The organism is Dyella japonica, from assembly GCF_040545895.1.
In the GTDB taxonomy this organism is placed as follows: Bacteria; Pseudomonadota; Gammaproteobacteria; order Xanthomonadales; family Rhodanobacteraceae; genus Dyella; species Dyella japonica_D.
This window is the reverse complement of the sequence record NZ_JBEPMU010000006.1, coordinates 58,170-78,506: the sequence shown is the minus strand read 5'-3', so window position 1 is coordinate 78,506 and position 20,337 is coordinate 58,170. Positions and strand designations below refer to the sequence as shown.

The 20,337-nt window shown below is 64.9% G+C and carries 12 protein-coding genes; 6 read left to right on the top strand and 6 right to left on the bottom strand.

Annotation, left to right across the window (positions count from 1 at the left end; all coding sequences use genetic code 11):
• Nucleotides 1–880 precede the first annotated feature (880 nt).
• Nucleotides 881–1,759, top strand: coding sequence for an aldo/keto reductase (locus ABIC75_RS18460; RefSeq protein ID WP_354015367.1), 879 nt, complete (start codon nt 881–883; stop codon nt 1,757–1,759).
• 22 nt (nt 1,760–1,781) lie between these two features.
• Here ABIC75_RS18460 and ABIC75_RS18455 read toward each other — a convergent pair whose 3' ends face one another.
• The 4 genes from ABIC75_RS18455 to ABIC75_RS18440 all read right to left on the bottom strand — a co-directional run bounded on the left by ABIC75_RS18455 (nt 1,782) and on the right by ABIC75_RS18440 (nt 9,267).
• Nucleotides 1,782–2,711: a 5'-nucleotidase gene (locus ABIC75_RS18455; RefSeq protein ID WP_354015366.1), complete on the bottom strand. Its 930-nt coding sequence runs from the start codon at nt 2,709–2,711 to the stop codon at nt 1,782–1,784.
• A gap of 118 nt (nt 2,712–2,829) precedes the next feature.
• Complete coding sequence (locus ABIC75_RS18450; RefSeq protein WP_354015365.1) at nt 2,830–3,591, bottom strand: NAD kinase; 762 nt, start codon at nt 3,589–3,591, stop codon at nt 2,830–2,832.
• A 207-nt stretch (nt 3,592–3,798) separates the two neighbouring features.
• On the bottom strand, nt 3,799–8,733 hold the full coding sequence (locus tag ABIC75_RS18445; protein WP_354015364.1) for an NAD-glutamate dehydrogenase: 4,935 nt from the start codon (nt 8,731–8,733) through the stop codon (nt 3,799–3,801).
• A 96-nt stretch (nt 8,734–8,829) separates the two neighbouring features.
• The gene (locus tag ABIC75_RS18440) at nt 8,830–9,267 is read right to left on the bottom strand and encodes a hypothetical protein (protein WP_354015363.1); all 438 of its coding nucleotides are present in this window, start codon (nt 9,265–9,267) and stop codon (nt 8,830–8,832) included.
• Nucleotides 9,268–9,581: 314 nt separating this feature from the next.
• Between ABIC75_RS18440 and ABIC75_RS18435 the strand changes: the two genes are divergently transcribed.
• The 3 genes from ABIC75_RS18435 (at nt 9,582) to ABIC75_RS18425 (ending at nt 15,322) form a co-directional block, all read left to right on the top strand.
• A complete protein-coding gene (locus tag ABIC75_RS18435) occupies nt 9,582–10,796 on the top strand; it encodes an efflux RND transporter periplasmic adaptor subunit (RefSeq protein ID WP_354015362.1) in 1,215 nt (404 codons plus the stop codon).
• Nucleotides 10,797–10,811: 15 nt separating this feature from the next.
• A complete protein-coding gene (locus ABIC75_RS18430; protein WP_354015361.1) occupies nt 10,812–14,111 on the top strand; it encodes a multidrug efflux RND transporter permease subunit in 3,300 nt (1,099 codons plus the stop codon).
• Nucleotides 14,112–14,260: 149 nt separating this feature from the next.
• Nucleotides 14,261–15,322, top strand: coding sequence for an FUSC family protein (locus tag ABIC75_RS18425; RefSeq protein WP_354015360.1), 1,062 nt, complete (start codon nt 14,261–14,263; stop codon nt 15,320–15,322).
• A 4-nt stretch (nt 15,323–15,326) separates the two neighbouring features.
• Here the strand turns inward: ABIC75_RS18425 and ABIC75_RS18420 are convergent, their stop codons facing one another.
• On the bottom strand, nt 15,327–16,271 hold the full coding sequence (locus ABIC75_RS18420) for a GGDEF domain-containing protein (protein WP_354015359.1): 945 nt from the start codon (nt 16,269–16,271) through the stop codon (nt 15,327–15,329).
• A 383-nt stretch (nt 16,272–16,654) separates the two neighbouring features.
• The gene (locus tag ABIC75_RS18415; RefSeq protein ID WP_354015358.1) at nt 16,655–17,815 is read right to left on the bottom strand and encodes an acyl-CoA dehydrogenase family protein; all 1,161 of its coding nucleotides are present in this window, start codon (nt 17,813–17,815) and stop codon (nt 16,655–16,657) included.
• Nucleotides 17,816–18,059: 244 nt separating this feature from the next.
• Here ABIC75_RS18415 and ABIC75_RS18410 point away from each other — a divergent pair, with 244 nt between their 5' ends.
• Together ABIC75_RS18410 and ABIC75_RS18405 are read left to right on the top strand one after the other, a co-directional pair.
• A complete protein-coding gene (locus ABIC75_RS18410; RefSeq protein WP_354015357.1) occupies nt 18,060–18,986 on the top strand; it encodes an ArsR/SmtB family transcription factor in 927 nt (308 codons plus the stop codon).
• Between the two features lie 229 nt (nt 18,987–19,215).
• On the top strand, nt 19,216–20,295 hold the full coding sequence (locus tag ABIC75_RS18405; protein ID WP_354015356.1) for a homocysteine S-methyltransferase family protein: 1,080 nt from the start codon (nt 19,216–19,218) through the stop codon (nt 20,293–20,295).
• Nucleotides 20,296–20,337: the final 42 nt, after the last annotated feature.

Here is a 20,337-nt window from a genome sequence, read left to right as displayed (position 1 = left end):
CAACAGCCGAAGGCTGGTCATCCAGTGACTTTGCACTTGATTGCCGCGGCACCGCTGACTGTTCTTTTTGCAGTGCTTCCGCCAGCGTGCCGCCTACGCGGCGGGCGTTTCGATCGGCTGCCGCCGCTCGAGTCACTTTTCTTTTGCTAGCCCAAAAGATCCCACGGGGACTAGCTTCGCTTCGAAAGTAACCCAAAGAAAATGGCCTTTAGAGCAAAGGCTCGCAGCATCGTGTTGGGATAAGCCCGAGCGCTAGAGGATGGTTGTGGCGGGACCCCCATGGGAGGCCACACAGCGGGTACGCCAAAGCGCTGCGCAACGCGCCCGAATCGCAGAGGACTTAAAGCGGAGCCTCGCTTTGCATCGGCCTTTGCTTTGGCTTCGCTCTTCACGCCCTCTCTGTGCACCGCACTTCTCCTTCTCCCCAAAAGGGGAGAAGGCCGGGACATTGCCACCTTTACGGTGGTGAGGGGTGGGCGCTCGCGAAAACACTACTACTGCGAGCTTTGGCTCTCGCTCTGGGGTCCCCGCATGACAGCGGCGGGCGGGTGGAGGAAAGCCCGCAGGGTGGCCGGCATGGATGCCGGCCAGTTTTTCGACAGGACACGGATGTCCTGTCGAAAAACCCCGTAACCCGCACGCGTACCTGGAGGGCCGCAGGCCCGGAAGGCGCGTCATCCGGGGGACCTTTTCTTTTGGCATTGCCACCATCTCGGTGGTTACTTTTCTTTGGGCAAGCAAAGAAAAGTGACCCGGGCCGCGGCAGCGGCTCGGGAGCTCGCCGCAGGCGAGCCCCGATCGCGATAAAGCAAAAAATAGGAGCTGGCGACAACCACCCCAGCTTGGCACACTGCCGCCTCTCCCTTCGTAACCAGCACCCATGACGACAGCGCCCCTTTCCCTCTCCCCCATCGTCGCCGGCCTCTGGCGTATCACCAGCTGGCAACTCAGCGTGCAGGAGCGCGTGCGCTGGATCGAGCAGGCGCTGGAGCTCGGCATCACCTCGTTCGATCACGCCGACATCTATGGCGACTACCAGGCCGAATCACAGTTTGGCGAAGCGCTGAAAGCATCGCCGGCATTGCGCCAGCGCATGCAACTGATCACCAAGTGCGGTATTCGTCTTCGTTCCGCACAGCGTCCGTACCGCATCAACTACTACGATACTTCGGCGGCCTACGTGCGTGCGCAAGTGGAGCAGTCACTGCGAAACCTGCACACCGAACAGTTGGACCTGGTGTTGATCCATCGTCCCGACTACCTGATGGACGCCGCCGCGCTGGCCGACACCTTCGCCACGCTCACGCGCGAGGGCAAGGTCGCAAACTGGGGCGTGTCCAATCACACGACCAGCCAGTTCGCCTTGCTGCATCAGCATTACCCGCTGACCACCAACCAGATTGAACTGTCGCCGCTGCAGATGAACGCGCTGGACGACGGCACGCTCGACCAGGCCCAGCAACTGGGCCTGCGTCCGATGATCTGGTCACCGCTGGGCGGTGGTCGCCTGTTCACCGGCGACGACGAACAGGCCATGCGCGTACGCGCCGAGATGACGACCATCGCACACCGCCATGGCATCACGCTCACCACGCTGGCCTTCGCGTGGGCGCTGCGCCATCCGTCGCGCCCGCACGTGATCACCGGCACCGGTCGCATCGACGGCCTGCGCGAAGCGGTGGCGGCGTTGAACGTGGTGCTGGATGCTGAGGACTGGTATGCCATCTGGACGGCGAGCAAGGGCCATTCGGTCCCCTGATGCCGGCAGATACAGAACGGCGCTAGCGGTTGCTCACACCGTGCGGCACGTGGCCCGTCGCCACGTGCTTGCGCGCGGACTCCACGTTCGCCGGCGAGTCGTCGAAGAAGATGTCCGCGCCGAAGGCATCGAGGAACGGCCCCTTGTCACGCCCACCGAGGAACAGTGCCTCGTCGATGCGCACGCCCCAGCGACGCAAGGTAAGGATCACGCGCTTGTGCGCCGGCGCGGAGCGTGCGGTGACGAGCGCGGTGCGGATGGGTGAATCTTCCGCCGGGAATGCCGCCTGCAGGCGATGCACGGCGGTGAGGAAGCCGCGGAACGGCCCCACGGAAAGTGGCTCGTTGGCGAGCTTGTGTTCGCTGCGATGGAACGCTTCCAGCCCTTCCTCGCGCGACACGCGTTCGCCTTCGTCGCCGAAGATCACCGCGTCGCCGTCGAAGGCGATGCGCAACTGCTCGGTAGCACGTGGCGGCGCCGTGGAGGGAAGAATCGTTGCCGCGGCCACGCCCGCAGCCAGCGCGCGGCCCACGTCTTCGGCATTGGCGGAAAGGAACAGGTCGGCCTTGAACGGTGCGATGTAGTCGGAGGTCGGCGCACCGCTGGTGAACGCCGCGCGGCTGATTTCCAGGCCGTAATGCTGGATCGCATTGAAGATGCGCAGGCCGGTGTCGCCCGAATTGCGCGACAGCAGGATCACCTCGACCGGCGGCACGTCACCCGCCAGCTTGTTCAGGCCCAGCAGCTTCTGCACCAGCGGAAACGCCACACCCGGCTTGAGCAGCTCGTTCTCGTGCTCGATCTGGAATGCGCGATACGCGTCCAGCCCCTGATGCTCGAACAGTTCGTGGCTGTCGCCCAAGTCGAAGAGGGCGCGCGAGGAAATGGCCACCACCAGGCGGTTATCGCCGGCGGAGGAAGGGTCGTGCGCGTCGGACGCGGTGCGGGTCATGGGGGCAATTTAGCGCAAAAGGCGAGGAGTGAGTTAAGAGGAGTGAGTAGTGGGAGTAGAGCGACTCGGTCGCATGCCTTCTCTCACTACTCACTCCTCTTAACTCACTCCTGTTCTCTCAATCGGGCGCGAATTGCTCATCCAGAATGCGCTGCTCCAAATTGTGCTCGGGATCGAACAGCAGGCGCACGCCCTGCCCCGCCGACTGGCGGATTTCCACTTCGCGGATGTCGCGCACTTCGTGGTAGTCGGCGGTGGCGCTCACCGGGCGTTTGCCGGGATCGAGCACACGCATCGAGACCAGCGTGCGATGCGGCAGGATGGCACCACGCCAGCGACGCGGACGGAACGGGCTGATCGGCGTGAGCGCCAGCACGTTGGCATCCAGCGGCAGGATCGGCCCGTGCGCGGAAAGGTTGTACGCGGTGGAACCGGCCGGCGTCGACACGAGGATGCCGTCGCAGACGAGGTTCTGCAGCTTCACGATGTCGTTGAGCTTCACTTCCAGATGCGCCGCCTGGTTGCTCTGGCGCAGCAGCGACACTTCATTGAAGGCGAGTGCGTGACACACCTCACCGCTGACATCGACCGTGCGCATTTCCAGCGGATACAGCACCGCGGCATGCGCGCGCGAAATGCGCTCTTCCAGCTCGTCGATACGATGCTTGTTCATCAGGAAGCCGACGCGTCCCAGCTTCATGCCGTAGACGGGTGCCGGCAACGCGCGATAGGCATGCAGCGTGCGCAGCATGAAGCCGTCGCCGCCCAACGCGACGATCACGTCCGATGCTTCCGGCTCCGCATCGCCGTAGCGATCGATGAGCTTGCGGCGAGCCTGCTGGGCGACGTTGGTTTCGCTGGCGACGAAGGCGAAGCGCATGGGGTCGGTCAACGGTCAGGGCGAGGACGTCAGTTGAACGTAGATAGACGAAGGGCGCAAGACCGTTGCCGGCTTGCGCCCTGCCTACCCGTTCTCGCAACCCGTCGCCCCTGCGCCGGAATGACGGTGAGGAGTACCAACGATAACGGACCGTTGAACACCCTGGCCCGGAAGCTGCCCGGCACTGCCGGGCAGCTCCAGCGTGACTTACTGGTTCACCGGCACCTGCGCCAACTGCGCCAGGCGACGGACGGCGACCGAAGCGATCGGGTAGTCCGCGTTCTGGGTGAGGATTTCCGCCAGCATGCTGCGCGTGTACTTCAGCGTGGCGTCGTCACGCTGCAGCCACGCCTGTACCGGCGAGATGTCCTTGGAGCTGCCGGTCATCGTCAGCACCTGCAGGGCCAGCGCGCGATGCTGGTGGTTGAGCTCGTCCAGCAGCGAACCGCGTGCCTGTGCGTGCCACGCACCTTCCACCGGCAGCGCTTCGATCTGGCTGCGCAGCCATTCCAGGTCGAGTGCCTCCCCCAGTTCGTAGAACACGCCGGCCACCTTGGCGATCGGCTGGCCGCCCTGCGTGGCCACTTCGACGATGTCGAGCATGGCGCGCAATTCGGGCAGTCGCGCCATGCGCAGGGCGAGTTCGCCCGGCATGCCCAGGCCTTCCCACTTTTCCTGGCTGGTGGCGAAGTCCTGCTTGCCGGTTTCGGTGAGGGCCACCGGCAACGCGGCGCGCAGTTCGGTCACGCCGGTCTGGTAACGCGCCACGTTGGCGTTGATGTCCAGCGTGCCGCCCGGGCGGTTCAGCAACCAGCGCGTGGTGTGACGCAGCAGCGACCAGATCTGCAGGATCGCATCGATCTGGGTGTTCTCCGCCACCTTGCCGTCCAGCGCCTCGATCTGCGCCCACAGTTCGCGCGCATCGAGAATCTCGCGTGCAGCCGTGTACGCCTTGGCGATGGCCGCCGGGCCCTGACCGGTATCCTCCTGCATGCGCATCATGAAGGTGGCGCCCATGCGGTTGATGGTGGAGTTGGTCACGGCCGTGGCGATGATTTCGCGCTTCAGGCGATGGCGCTGCATGTGCTCGGCGTACTTGCCGTGCAGCGGTTCGGGGAAGTAGCGCACCAGTTCCTTGGAAAGGTACGGATCTTCCGGCACGTCCGAATCGAGCAGCTGCTGGTACAGCTTGATCTTGTCGTACGACAGCAGCACCGAGAGTTCCGGACGCGTCATGCCGATGCCACGCGTCTTGCGCTCCACCAGCTCCGCTTCGCCCGGCAGGTTTTCCACCTGGCGATCAAGCAGGCCTTCCGATTCCAGCTGGCGGATGAAGTGCGCCATCGAACCGATGCGGTGCACCGACTGGTGTTCCATCAGCGTGATGGCCTGGTTCTGGCGGTAGTTATCCCACAGCACCAGCTGGCCCACTTCGTCGGTCATGCTGGCCAGCAGCGTATTGCGCTGCTCGGTGGTCAGTTCGCCGCGCTGCACGGCGTCGCCGAGCAGGATCTTGATGTTCACCTCGTGGTCGGAGGTGTCCACGCCGGCCGAGTTGTCGATGAAGTCGGTGTTGAGCAGCACGCCGTGCTGGGCCGCTTCGATGCGGCCCTTCTGCGTGAAGCCCAGGTTGCCGCCCTCGCCCACCACCTTGCAGCGCAGCTCCACGCCGTTCACGCGCAGCGCATTGTTGGCGCGGTCACCCACGTCGGCATGCGTTTCGGAACTCGACTTCACATAGGTGCCGATACCGCCGTTCCACAGCAGGTCCACCGGCGCCTTCAGGATGGCGCTCAGCAGGTCGTTCGGCGCCAGCTGCGTCACGTCCGGCTTGAGGCCGAGCACCGTGCGCACTTCCGGCGAGATCGGAATCGACTTGAGCGTGCGCGGATACACGCCGCCGCCCGCAGAGATGAGCGACTTGTCGTAATCGTCCCAGCTCGAACGAGGCAGCTTGAACATGCGCTCGCGCTCGGCGAACGAACGCTCGATGTCCGGATTCGGATCGAGGAACACGTGGCGATGGTCGAACGCGGCCAGCAGGCGGATGTGGCGCGACAACAGCATGCCATTGCCGAACACGTCGCCCGACATGTCGCCGATGCCCACGCAGGTGAAGTCCTGCGACTGGCTGTCACGGCCCAGCGCACGGAAGTGACGCTTCACCGATTCCCACGCGCCCTTGGCGGTGATGCCCATGCCCTTGTGGTCGTAACCGTTCGAGCCGCCCGAGGCGAAAGCATCGCCCAGCCAGAAACCGTGCTCGACCGAAATGGCGTTGGCTATGTCGGAGAACGTCGCGGTGCCCTTGTCGGCCGCCACCACCAGGTAGGGGTCGTCGTTGTCATGGCGCACCACATCGTGCGGCGGCACCACCTTGCCTTCGATCAGGTTGTCGGTGATGTCGAGCAGGCCGCTGATGAACATGCGGTAGCACGCAATGCCCTCGGCCAGCTGCGCGTCGCGGTCGCCGTTCACCGGCGGACGCTTCACGAAGAAGCCGCCCTTCGAGCCCACCGGCACGATCACGGTGTTCTTCACCATCTGCGCCTTCACCAGGCCCAGCACTTCGGTGCGGAAGTCTTCGCGGCGATCGGACCAGCGCAGGCCGCCGCGCGCCACCGAACCGAAGCGCAGGTGGATGCCTTCCACGCGCGGCGCGCTGACGAAGATTTCGCGGTACGGCACCGGCTTGGGCAGGTCCGGCACGCGATGCGAGTCGAACTTGAAGCTGATGTAGCTGCGGTACTGGTCGTTCCACTGCTGGAAGAAGCTGGTGCGCAGCGTGGCGCGGATCAGCGCCATGAAGCTGCGCAGGATGCGGTCGTCATCGAGGCTGGAGACGGTTTCCAGCAGCGTGCCGATGGTTTCCTCCACCACCGAGAGCTGCTCGGCGCGCGGCTTCGACAACGCCGCGACCAGGTCGTCGATGAGCGCCGGATGCGCGTGGCGCAGCGACTCGGGAATGAGCACCTGCATTTCGTTGCGCAGCAGGTCGCCCGCGCGCTTGAGCTCGTCGCTGGACAGCGATTCGCGGCGCGGATCGAACTTGGCCAGGAACAGCTCCACCAGCAGGCCGGCAATGGCCGGATAGCGGTTGAAGGCGTCTTCCATGTAGCTCTGCGAGAACGCCACGCCGGTCTGCAGCAGGTACTTGCAGTAGCCGCGCAGCATGGCGATCTGGCGCCAGTTCAACTTCGCGCCGAGCACCAGGCGATTGAAGCCGTCGTTCTCGGCGTTGCCGCGCCAGATCTGCTCGAAGGCGTCTTCGAACAGCGTGCCCACCTGCTCCACGCTGAAGGCGAGGCTGCCGGCGGTCTGCACTTCGAAGTCCTGGATGTACAGCACGGTGCCGCCGACGTTGATGTCGTACAGGTGCTCGGTGAGCACGCGCAGACCCAGGTTCTCCAGCTGCGGTAGCACTTCGGACAACGCAATGTCGCCGCCGCTGCGGTAGATCTTGAAGCGCAGTTCGTCCGGACGAGCGTCCGGGTGATAGAACGACATGCGCACCGCGTCGTCGCCCTTCAGCAACGACAACTGGCGCACGTCCTCGGCGGCGGCGGCGGGCGCCACGTCTTCGATGTAGCCGGCCGGCAAGGCCTTGCCATAGCGATTGGCCAGCACCACGCCGTCATGGTCGCCCAGTTTGGCCACCAGCGCGTCGCGCAGGTCGTCCTGCCAGTTGCGCACGATGGTCGCCACGCCCTTTTCGAGCTCGACGGCGTCGAACTGCACGTGGTCGCCGATCTTCGGACGCACCACCACATGCAGGCGCACCAGCGCGGCCTCGCCCATCAGCACGGACGAATCCAGATGCTCGCCGCGCATCGCGTCGCGCAGCAGCGCTTCGATGCGCTCGCGCACCGAGGTGTTGAAGCGGTCGCGCGGCACGAACACCGTGCAGGTGATGAAGCGGCCGTAACGGTCGCGGCGCACGAACAGGCGCGTGCGTGCGCGCTGGCGCAACTCGAGGATACCCATCGAGACGCTGTAGAGCTCATCTTCGCTGGCCTGGAACAGCTCGTCGCGCGGCAGGATTTCCAGGATGTGGCGCAGCGCCTTGCCCGAGTGCGAATCGCGCTTCAGGCCGGAGTGATCCATGACGTATTCAAACTTCTGGCGCACCAGCGGCACGTTCTGCGGACGCGACATGTAGGCACTGGACGTGAACAGGCCAAGGAAGCGCTGCTCGGCCACCGGCTTGCCGTTGGCGTCGAACTTGAGCACGCCCACGTAATCCATGTAACCCGAACGGTGCGCGTGCGAGCGCGCATTGGTCTTGGTAAGGATGATGGCGTCGGTCGAGCCTGACTGCGGCAGGTCGTGCGCCACCAGGGTGCGCAACGAACGCGGCGCCAGCGAACGCTCGCTCTTGTGCAGGATGCCCATGCCCGAGGCATCGTTGGCGCGCAGCACTTCTTCGCCGTCGGCCTCGGTCACTTCGTATTCGCGATAGCCAAGAAAGGTGAAGTTGTCGTCGGCGAGCCAGCGCAGGAATTCCGCCGCCTCCTTGACCGAAGCGGCATCCAGCGGCATTTGGCGCGACGGCAGTTCGTCGGCGATGGCGATGACCGTGTCGCGCATCTTCATCCAATCGTTGACCGCCGCGCGCACGTCTTCCAGCGCGCCTTCGAGCTGCGCCTTGAGCTTGGCCTGCTCGGCCTCGTCCGCCACACGGTCCACTTCGAAGTGCATCACCGATTCGGGCTGCCCGCCTTCGGTGCCGATCTTGACCAGCTTGCCGGCGGTGTCGCGCGTCACCTCCACCACCGGATGGATCACGGCGTGGATCTGCAGGTGTTCGGCCGCCACCATGGTGACGGTGTCGACCAGGAACGGCATGTCGTCGGTGACGACCTGGACGTAGCTGCGGCCGGCGTGGCCCGTTGCCGGGTTGACCACGCGCACCGAGGCGCGGCCCGGCTGGCGCTGCTGCATGAAGTCGAGCAGGTCGGCGATCAGCGCGGCCCACTCGGGTGCGGTATGGAGTTCGAGATCGCCGTCGGCGATACGCGCGAAGAAAGCGCTGATAAAAAATTGCGCCTCATCAAGGCGCCCGGTAGGAAATCCGCTTTGCTTCAGTTCTTCGAGAACAACAGTGGGGAACGAGCTGTTGCTAGCCGCACGAATCGCGTTCATGGCATCTACTGTGTTAGGGAGACGGATGAGGCTAAAAAAACCCTCAAAAGGATACGCCTCGCGTCATACCTATTCCACCTTTGCGAATGGCGTACTTCAGCTAGCGGCAGGCCATGACGCCCGTGCAGCAATCGAGGCGGCGGCGGTTTTCGCGACGTTTGCGTGACAGCGCGGAACAGACCTGCGCTCGCATGCGGCGAAGAAAAACTTGCCGCGCTCGCGTGTTGCCCGCGCGATGCGCGCAGCACGCGCATCGATGCGGCTACGCAGTACCAGGCCGTATGTCGCCGTAGCGAGGTGTTCAAAACGTTGCAGCGCAGCAGATGAAATCGCGTTGTCACGGCGTACGGAAAAAGTGGCGCGCAACGCGGGCGTGGCCAACCGGTGGTCATTGAGCTTGTTGCAAGCAAGCGCGATTTCGATGCAACCGGACCATCGGCACAGGCTTTCCCCCGAGGTCGCTGGCACCATGCACGCGCTGGCCAAGGTCCGCATCTCGATGGCCGACACCCTTCCTTCACGGAATTCAGCCAAAATTAGTACCCACGATCCACGCGAGGGGTACAGCAACCAGGCTCCACAGAGCACGCGAAGCGCGCGGAGCGGCCCTGGAGGCCCAACCAGCGTGTCAGGGGTGGCTCTACAAATTGTAAACTGTACGGTATAGTCCAAGCTCGCTTGTCTGAACGAGCCATGGCTTCCCGGTCCCCGCCCATCCCGGTTTCCCGTCGTCGGGACCTCCGGATACGCGGGGTTGCTGTGTGTTCGTCGCAAGCCCCTTTTGTCGTCGCCCGGAGAGGCGCCGACGCGCTGCATCCCCCGACCACATTAAGAAGAATGGAGCCCACATGAAGTCCACGTCACTGCGCACACCTCTGCTGTGCCTTGGCCTGCTCTCACTGGCCGCCTGTGGCAAAGGCAAGGAACAAGGTCCGCCGCAGATGCCACCGCCCGAAGTCGGTGTCGTCAAGGCGCAGGCCCAGAGCACGCCGCTGGCCAAGGACCTCGTGGGCCGCGTGTCCGCCTTCCGCAGCGCCGATGTCCGCGCCCGCGTCTCGGGCGTGCTGGTCAAGCGCGTCTATCAGGAAGGCACCGACGTCAAGCAAGGCCAGGTGCTGTTCGAGATCGACCCGGCCGTCTACCAGGCCGCGCTGGACTCGGCCAAGGCCAACCTGGCCGCGGGACAGGCCAACTACGTGAACTTCCACAACCTGGCCGAGCGCGACCGCAAGCTGCGCCCGCAGAACTACATCTCGCAGTCCGACCTGGACGCCGCCGAAGCCAACGAGCGCAGCAGCGCCGCCACGGTGAAGCAATTGCAGGCGGCAGTGGAGAACGCAAAGATCAACCTGGGCTACACGCGTGTGGTGTCGCCCATCGACGGCCGCGCCGGTCAGCAGCAGGTGACCGAGGGCGCCATCGTCGGCGCCGGTGCCGCCGATACGGGCTCCAACTCCACGTTGCTCACCACGGTCGACCAGCTCGATCCGCTGTACGTGAACTTCACGGTCAGCGCGGCCGATCTCGATCGCCTGCGCGCCGCCCAGGCCGCCGGCAATGTGTCGCTGAGCGACCAGGCCAAGACCTCGGTGAAGGTCACCCTGCCCGACGGCAGCAAGTACGACCAGGACGGCGCGCTGGACTTCTCCGGCGCCACGGTCGACCCGACCACCGGCTCGGTGAACCTGCGCGCGTTGCTGGCCAACCCGCAGCGCCGTCTGTTGCCGGGTACGTACGTCACCATCACCGCCAACCTCGGCGAGCTGCACAACGTCTTCCTGGTGCCGCAGGCGGCCGTCCAGCGTGACGTGGTCGGCGCCTATGCGCTGGTGGTGGGCCAGGACGGCAATGTCGTCCGCAAGAACGTCAGCGCCGAGAACCAGGCCGGTCCGAACTGGATCGTCACCAAGGGCCTGAGCAACGGCGACCAGGTGATCGTCTCCGGCCTGCAGACGGTGCAGCCCGGCAAACCGGCCAAGGCGGCGCCGTTCCAGCCCGACCAGAAGCCCGGCGAGCAGGGTCAACCGGCAGCAGCGGGACATGCTGCTGGCGGCCAGCAGTAAAGGGAGTCGACCGACATGCCGAGTTTCTTTATTGACCGCCCCATCTTCGCGTGGGTGGTAGCCATCCTGATCACTCTGGTTGGCACCATCTCCGTGTTGAACATGGGTATCGAGTCGTACCCGAACATTGCGCCGCCGCAGGTGGTGGTGTCCGCGACGTACCCGGGCGCCAACGCCGACACCATGGAGAAGAACGTCACCCAGGTGATCGAGCAGCAGCTCACCGGTATCGACCACCTGCTGTACTTCAGTTCCTCGTCCAACTCCAACGGCACCACCTCGATCACGCTGAGCTTTGAAACCGGTACCGATCCGGACATCGCCCAGGTGCAGGTGCAGAACAAGGTGCAGCTCGCGCTGCCGCGCCTGCCTACCGCCGTGACCCAGCAGGGCGTGGTGGTGGCCAAGAGCAACCCGGACTTCCTGATGTTCGTGTCGCTGGTGTCCAACAACCCGGACATCGACGGCAACCGCCTGGCCGACGTGATTGCGTCGCAGGTGGCGGACCAGGTCGGCCGCATCCCCGGCGTGGGCGCCACCCGCCTGATCGGCGCCGAGTACGCCATCCGCATCTGGCTCAACCCGGACAAGATGCACGGCTACGGCTTGTCGCCCAGCTCGGTCTTTTCCGCCGTGGCGGCGCAGAACGTGCAGTTCGCCGCCGGTTCGCTGGGTGCCGATCCGTCGCCGAAGGACCAGGGCTTCACCGCCACGGTCTCCGCTGAAGGCCGTTTCTCCTCCCCGCAGGAGTTCGGCAACATCATCCTGCGCGCCAACAGCGACGGCACGGTGGTGAAGCTCAGCGACGTGGCGCGTCTGGACTTCGGTCCGCAGAGCTACGGCCTGGGTGCGACGTGGAACGGCCAGCAGGTCGGCGGCCTGGGTGTGCAGTTGCTGCCCGGCGCCAACGCGCTGGACGTGGCCGACGCCGTCAAGGCCAAGATGAATGAGCTTTCGAAGGACTTCCCCGAAGGCGTCACCTGGTTCGCCCCCTACGACACCACGCCGTTCGTGACGATCTCCATCAAGGAAGTGGTGCACACCCTGATCGAGGCCATCATCCTCGTCTTCCTGGTGATGCTGATCTTCCTGCAGAACTTCCGCGCCACGGTCATTCCGACCCTGGTGATCCCGGTGGCTTTGCTCGGTACCTTCATCGGCCTGGTGGCACTGGGTTTCACCATCAACCAGCTGACCTTGTTCGGCATGGTGCTGGCCATCGGTATCGTGGTGGACGACGCGATCGTGGTGATCGAGAACGTCGAACGCATCATGACCGAGGAGCAACTCTCGCCGAAGGAAGCCACGCGCAAGGCGATGGGCCAGATCACCGGTGCGGTGGTTGCCATCACGGTGGTGCTGGCGGCGGTGTTCGTGCCGTCCGCGCTGCAGCCGGGAGCGTCGGGCGTGATCTACAAGCAGTTCGCGCTGACCATCGCGGTGTCGATGGGCTTCTCCGCGTTCCTCGCGCTGTCGTTCACTCCCGCGCTGTGCGCCACGCTGCTCAAGCCGGAGCACGACCACAAGAAGAACATCGTCTACCGCAAGTTCAACCAGGTCTTCGACTGGGTCACGCACACCTACAGCGGCCACATCGGCAGTGCGACGCGTCATGCGCCGCGCTGGATGATCGTGTTCGCGCTGGTGGCGGTGCTTGCCGGCTTCCTCTATACGCGCCTGCCGACCAGCTTCGTGCCGAGTGAAGACCAGGGCTTTGCGCTGGCCATCGTCAACCTGCCGCCGGGTGCCACCCTGCAGCGCACGCAGGCCGTGATGGCCGAGATGCGCGAGCGGGTCAAGAAGAGCCCGTACAACGACGACATCATCGGCATGTACCAGATCAGCGGCTTCAGCTTCATCGGCCAGAGCGAAAGCACCGGCATGGCCTTCATCAAGCTCAAGGACTGGGACGCGCGAGCGATCACGGCCGATGACTTGATCTTGAAGTTGAACGGCGTGTTCCACGGTATTCGCGACGCGCAGATCTTCGTGGTCAACCTGCCCACCATCCGCGGCTTGAGCCAGTTCGGCGGCATCGACATGTATCTGCAGGCCCGTGCCGGCCAGACGCACGGCGAGCTGATGCAGGCGATGGCCACCACGGTGGGCAAGGCGAAGGACAACAAGGCCCTGTTCGGCGTGCGTCCCAACCAGCTGCCCGATGCACCGCAGTGGAACATGAAGGTGGATCGCGTGCAGGCGCAGTCGATGGGCATGTCGGTGAGCGACGTGTACACGGCCATCCAGCTCACGCTGGCGCCGGTGTACGTCAACGACTTCGTCTATGGCGGCCGCGTGAAGCGCGTCTACCTGCAGGCTGACCAGGCCTACCGCATGGGCCCCGACGCGTTGCAGCACATCTACACGCCCAGCAGCCTGGCGCCGGGCCCGGCGGCCTCGAACGGCTCGTCCACGTCCAGCTCCACGTCGACGTATCAGGCCACGGTCAATCCGTACAACATGATTCCGATCTCCAGCGTGGTGAAAACCGACTGGGGCATGGGCTCGCCCGCGCTGACCCGCTACAACGGCTACGCCGCAGTGGAAATCGTGGGTAACGAAGCGCCGGGGTATTCCACCGGCCAGGCCATGAACGCCTTGCAGGGCATCGTCGATCACGACCTGCCCAAGGGCTTCGGTGCGGACTGGACCGGCCAGTCGTACCAGGAAATCCTGGCGGGCAACTCGGCCACGCTGCTGCTGGCGCTGTCGATCCTGATCGTGTTCCTGTGCCTTGCCGCCCTGTACGAGAGCTGGTCGATTCCGGTCGCCGTGCTGCTGGTGGTGCCGCTGGGTCTGCTCGGTACGGTCGTGTTCTCGATGTTGCGCGGCTTGCCGAACGACATGTACTTCAAGATCGGCATGATCACGGTGATCGGCCTGGCCGCGAAGAACGCGATCCTGATCGTGGAGTTCGCGGTGGAGCAGCAACAGGAAGGCAAGTCGCTGTTCGAGGCCGTCATTACGTCGTCCCGCCAGCGACTGCGCCCGATCCTGATGACCTCCATGGCCTTCATCCTCGGCGTGTTCCCGCTGTTCATTTCCACCGGTGCCGGCGCGAACTCGCGTCACGCCATCGGTACGGGCGTGATCGGCGGCATGATCTTCGCCACCTTCCTGGGTCTGCTGCTGATCCCGGTGTTCTACGTGACGGTGCGCCGCGCACTGGGCGACAAGCTGGACGAACCGTCCCGCAAGATTCGCCCGGCACATGGCGGTACCGCCACCGATACGCCGCAGGGTGGCGGTGGCAATGGCGGTACGCCGAGCAGTGCCATGCAGCCGTTCGATTCGGATCCGCGCCGCGGCGCGTAATCCGAGTCTCCGGCAGTCAAACGAGAAAGCCCCGGTCGCGAGACCGGGGCTTTTTTCATGCGTCACTCGCGTCACCCTGCGTTTCCGAAAAGGCCGCGCGTGCCGGCTGCTGATAATGTGCGGCTACGGCCATCCCTGCTTTCGCCCGCATGCGCTCATTCGTTGACTGGCTCGAACAACGCGATCCCGGCACGCATCGCCGCATCAAGGGACTGCGGCTGGTCACCGCCTATGGCCTGGCGGCGGCGATCGGCACCTTGCACGATGTGGCGCATCCGTTCGGCAGCCTCGTCGCCGTTGGCTCGTTGGCAGCGAATATGGCGTTGTGGGCCAGCGTTTCCGAAGCGCGGCATACGCGCTTTGAATCCAGCCGCGATCTCGCCCTGCTCTGCCTGGCCGCCACGCTGGGCGCACTGATGCAGGCGATGCTGGTGCCGGCACTTTCTCCGCTAGGGCAGAACGGAGCGGAATTCACGCTGGTCAGCGGTGCGTTCCTCGCCAGCTATCTCAAGCGCTATGGCATCACTGGCGCGGGCGTCGGTTCGCAGATCTACATTGGCCAGTTGCTGGCCTACACCATGCGGCTCGACACATCGGCATGGCCGGCGATCGTGATCGCGGGGTGCATCGCCATGCTTGCATCCATCGTGCCGCGATTGCTGTCCGGTCCGGCCGAGCGGCCGGCGGAACTGGCCGTGCTTTCGCCAGCGGATGTGCCCGGCCGCTGGCACCTGTCGGCGCCCTTCATCATGGGCGTGCAGGCCGCCGTGGCATCGCTGATCGTGGTGGCGCTCAATGCGCGCCTGCACCTGCCCGAGTCGGCATGGGCGGTCACGGCGTGCACCTATGTGGTGGCCGGCAGCGCCACGGGCACGGCGCAACGCGTGCGCAGGCGCATCGTGGGCACGCTGATTGGCGTACCGCTGGGCCTTGCCTGTCTTCCGCTGGCCGAGCATGCGCCGCTGGTGATCTGGACGCTGGCCGCCGCGGCGATGGTGGTCTATGCGATGGCGCTGCCGGAACGCTATGACATTGCCTGCGCCGCGTTCGCCTTCACCCTGATCGTCACGCTTGCCGCGTCGGGCGAACACTCGATCATGTTCTTGAGCGCGCGCATCTGGCAGACGCTGCTCGGTGGCTTGCTCGGCCTGCTCGCCGCGCACCTGATCCTGCCGCTGCGCACCGCGGAATCACCCGCGGTGCGCGCGTGATACCTCAGTCGTCACTGCTCACCGTGGTGTTGCGACCGCGCTGCTTGGCCTGATACAGGCGCCGGTCGACCAGTTCGAGGAACGACAGGCGCTCATCGCCGTGCATCGGCACCACCGTGCCCGCGCCAATGCTCATGGTCAGCGCCTTGCGTGCCATGGAGCGTTCGTGCGGAATCCACTCGTGCTCGATCAACGCGTGGCAGCGCTCGGCCACCTCGCGTGCGGCGGCCGCATCGGTATCGGGCAGCACCAGCACGAACTCCTCGCCGCCGAAGCGCGCCAGGAAATCGTGTGAGCGACGCACCGCTTTCTCCAGCACCTTGGCCACCAGCTTGAGGCAATAGTCGCCCTGCACGTGGCCGTAGTGGTCGTTGTACTGCTTGAAGTAATCGATATCGAGCATCAGCAGCGACAGCGGCTTGCCGCTGCGGCGCGCCTGCTCCCAGTCTTCGTCGAACACGGTGTCGAAGCGGCGGCGGTTGGCGATGCCGGTGAGGCCGTCCTTGAACGACAGCGCTTCCAGCTCGCGCTGCAATTCGATCAGACGCTGCTCGGTGCGCTTGCGCTCGCTGATGTCGAACATGAAGCCGACCAGCGCATCCACGCTGCCGTCGTCCTTGCGCACCACGTGCACCACGTCGCGTATCCACACGTAGCCGCCATCTTTGCGCAGGGCGCGATAGTCCGCTTCGTGGTCCACGCCGGCCTTCGATTGCGCCACGCAGAAATTCACCGCCCAGTCGCGGTCTTCCGGATGAATGCGCTCGGCCCAGTCCTGCACACTCACCCAACTGTCGGGCGCCCAGCCCAGCAGGTGCTCGATCTGCGGACCGATATAGGAAAACGACAGGCTGTCCCACTGGATGCGCCAGGGAATGGCCTTGGTGGACTCCAGCAAGGTCTTGTAGACCATGCTTTCTTCTTCCAGCTTCTCGACGATATCGGTCATGGGCAGCTCGCGGTACGTGGCTTGGGACCTGACCGTGAAGCAACCATCGTGCCGCGGCCGGACGGCCGTTCGCGAAAGCGCCAACCAGCGCCACTGGACGCGCTTTCTGCCATCAGGTGAGCTGGCGACCAGAGCGGCGCGTCACATCGAGATAGCCCCGCGCCGTCAGTTCCCGACGTGCCGGGACGAATGCATTCGCACGCCACGCGATGCAGGGTCGATCGGGGAGAAGGAAAGAAGTTCGCCATCCTTGGCGGGAGGGGTGGCCTGCTCCCTGGCTGTCCGCAAGTATTTGCGATCGATCTTGCGGGAGTCAATCGAGTCGATGCCAGCAAATGAGAACCCCCGGCCGCGACGCGACCGGGGGCTCTCATGGATACCACTTAGCGCAGGCCGGTTTCGGCGCGCGCGATCACGATGCGCTGGATTTCACTGGTGCCTTCGTAGATCTCGGTGATCTTGGCGTCGCGGAAGTAACGCTCCAGCGGCATTTCGCGGGAATAACCCATGCCGCCGTGGATCTGCACCGCCTGATGCGAAATCCACATCGCCGCTTCCGATGCCACCAGCTTGGCCATGGAAGCCTCGGTGCCAAAACGGCCGCCGTTCTTTTCCGCCTCGCCCTTGGTCCATGCCGCGCGCAACGTCAGCAGCGTGGCGGCGTCGAGCTTGCACTTCATGTCAGCGATCTTGGCCTGCGTCATCTGGAACGTGCCGATGGGCGTGCCGAAGGCCTTGCGGTCGCGCGACCACTGCACCGACGCCTCGTACGCGGCACGCGCAATGCCCACGGCCTGCGAAGCAATGCCGATGCGGCCGGCGTCGAGCAGGCCCATACCGATGGCAAAGCCCTTGCCTTCCTCGCCCAGCAGGTTTTCCTTCGGGCACACGTAATCGTGGAATTCGATTTCGCAGGTGGCCGACGCGCGGATGCCCAGCTTGGGTTCGCTCTTGCCGGCGTGGAAGCCCGGCAGCTGCGTGTCGATGATGAAGGCCGACACGCCCTTGGCGCCGATGCCCGGCGTGGTGATGGCGAACAGGATGATGTAGCGCGCCACCATGCCGGAGGTGATCCAGCTCTTCTTGCCGTTGATCACCCAGTCGCCGTTGGCGTTCTTCGTGGCGCGCGTATGCATGGCCGAGGCATCGGAGCCCGACTGCGGCTCGGTGAGCGCGTAGGCGCCAATGCCCTCGCCCTGCGCAATGGCGCGCACGTACTTCTGCTTCTGCTCCTCGGTGCCGTGCTTGAGGATGCCGGTGCAGAACAGCGAATTGTTGACCGACATGATGGTCGCGGTGGCGGCGTCGGCCGCGGCGATCTCGATCATGGCCAGCACGTAGGCGATCGGGTCCATGCCCGCGCCGCCGTACTCGGTGGGCACCTCGATGCCCATCAGGCCCAGCTGCCCCATCTCGCGGATGTTCTCCAGCGGGAACTCCCCCTTCTCGTCCAGCTCCGCCGCCACCGGCACGATGCGCTTCTGCGCGAAATCGCGAGCAATGGCCTGGATGGACAGCTGGTCGTCGGTAAATCGGAAATCCATGAAAGGCTCCAAGGGGATCAGGGAAGCCCTCCATTTTATCCCGGCTAGCCGCGCGACCTCTGTGCGGGTGCAGCAAGAGCCAGGAGCAAGCGAAGAGGAGCGAGAGAAACAGAGCCAGGCCGTCTCTCACTTCTCACTTCTCTCCCCTCACTTCTCACCTCTCTCCCCTCACTTCTCGCTCCTTGACGCAGGGCGCGCCCAGTTCTAGCCTTATGTATCTCTGCATCGCGATATAAGGATAACGATGGACCTGGCTACCGCCTCCAGCGTGCTGCGCCTGCTGGCGGACCCCACCCGGGTACGTCTGCTTGCCTTGCTCGAACGCGAAGAGCTGACCGTGGCCGAGCTCGCCGCCGTGCTTCACCTGGCGCAACCCCGCGTGTCCACGCATCTGGCCAAGCTCAAGGAAGCCGAACTGGTGCGCGACCGCCGCGCCGGCGTTTCCGCCTACTACCGGGCCAACGCCGAAACCGACGAACACCTGCAGGTGCTGCTGCGCTCCCTGCGCGAGAACATCGACGACGCGCTGCTGCGCGAAGACGCCGCCCGCCTTCCCGGCGTGCTGGCCGAGCGCGCGCGCGAAGAAGGCTGGGCCGACACCGTGGCCGGCGACATGGAACGCCACTACTCGCCCGGCCGCACCTGGGAAACCCTGGCGCGCTCACTGCTGCAGCTGCTGGAAACCGGCGACGTGCTGGACATCGCCTCGGGCGACGGCATCACCGCCGAACTGCTGGCGCCGCACGCGCATTCCATCGTCTGCGTGGACAGCAGCGAACGCGTGACCGAAGCCGCCGCGCAGCGCCTCAAGTCCTTCGGCAACGTGGAAGTGCTCAAGGGCGACATGCACGCGCTGGAACTCGGCGATCGCCGTTTCGACCTTGTGCTGATGCTGCACGCCCTCACCTATGCGGAACACCCTGCCCAAGCGGTTGCCGAAGCCGCGCGCGTGCTGCGCAGCGGCGGACGCCTGCTCGCCGTGACGCTGGGCAAGCACGACCACCGCGCCGTGGTGGAACCGTTCGATCACCGCAATCTTGGTTTTTCTGCCGACGAATTGACCGGCTTCGCCAAGAAGGCCGGCCTCGAATCCATGAGCTGTACCCGGCTGAGCCGCGAGCGCAAGGCACCTCACTTCGAAGTGATCAGCCTGCTCGCACGCAAGCCGTAAAGACTCATCCCATGTCTACGCATGCCTCCCATACCCCTCACCGTCATTCCAGCCCTCGCCGTCATTCCAGCGAAAGCTGGAATCCAGCGACTTTCAGGCGTGACGGAACAGAGCGAAGGCACTGGATGACCAGCCCTTCGGCTGTTGATAAAGCACTTCCAGCTTTCGCTGGAATGACGAGCGAAGGGTGTCGAGCACTGCATCCATTTCCGCGTGAGGAATTCTCCCCATGAGCACGCTCCCCTGGCTCCACCCCGAACGCGTTGCCCTGTTGGAGCGACTGCTGCGCGAACGCATCCTCATCATCGACGGCGGCATGGGCACCATGCTGCAGGGTCACGCGCTGGACGAGACCGCTTTTCGCGGCGACCGCTTCGTGGACGGCCACGACAGCGCACACACCCACGATCATCCCGGCAGCTGCGACCTGAAGGGCAACAACGACCTGCTCACGCTGACCAACCCGGACATCATCCGCGGCGTGCACGAGGCCTATCTCGAAGCCGGTGCGGACCTGGTCGAAACCAACACCTTCAACTCCACGCGCATCAGCCAGGCGGATTACCACCTGGAACACCTCGCCTATGAGTTGAACCGCGAGGGCGCCCGCCTTGCACGTGCCGCCTGCGACGCCGCGGAAGCGAAGACGCCGGACAAGCCGCGCTTCGTGATCGGCGTGCTCGGCCCCACCAGTCGCACTGCGTCGCTGTCGCCGGACGTCAACGATCCAGGCTTCCGCAATGTCACCTTCGAAGAGCTGGTCGACAACTACGTGGAATCGGGCAGCGGGCTCGTCGATGGCGGCGCCGACCTCATCATGGTCGAAACCATCTTCGACACGCTCAACGCCAAGGCCGCGTTGTTCGCGCTCAGCGAGCTGTTCCGCCAGCGTGGCGCGCGCCTGCCGGTGATGATCTCCGGCACCATCACCGACCGCTCCGGCCGCACGCTCTCGGGCCAGACGGCCGAAGCGTTCTATTACTCGGTGCAGCACGCGCGCCCGATCTCCGTCGGCCTGAACTGCGCGCTGGGCGCGGCCGACCTGCGTCCGCACGTGCAAGTGCTGAGCAACACGGCGACGTGTTTCGTCAGCACGCATCCGAATGCCGGCCTGCCGAATGCGTTTGGCGAATACGACGAAACACCCGAGCAAATGGCCTCCGTGATCGGCGGCTTTGCCCGCGACGGTTTGCTCAACCTGGTGGGCGGCTGCTGCGGCACCACGCCGGCGCATATCAAGGCAATTGCCGAAGCGGTAAGCAACATCGCGCCACGCACCATCCCTGCCGAAACGCAGGAGGCCGCGTGAAACTCCCTCTCCCCTTGCGGGAGAGGGCTGGGGAGAGGGGGG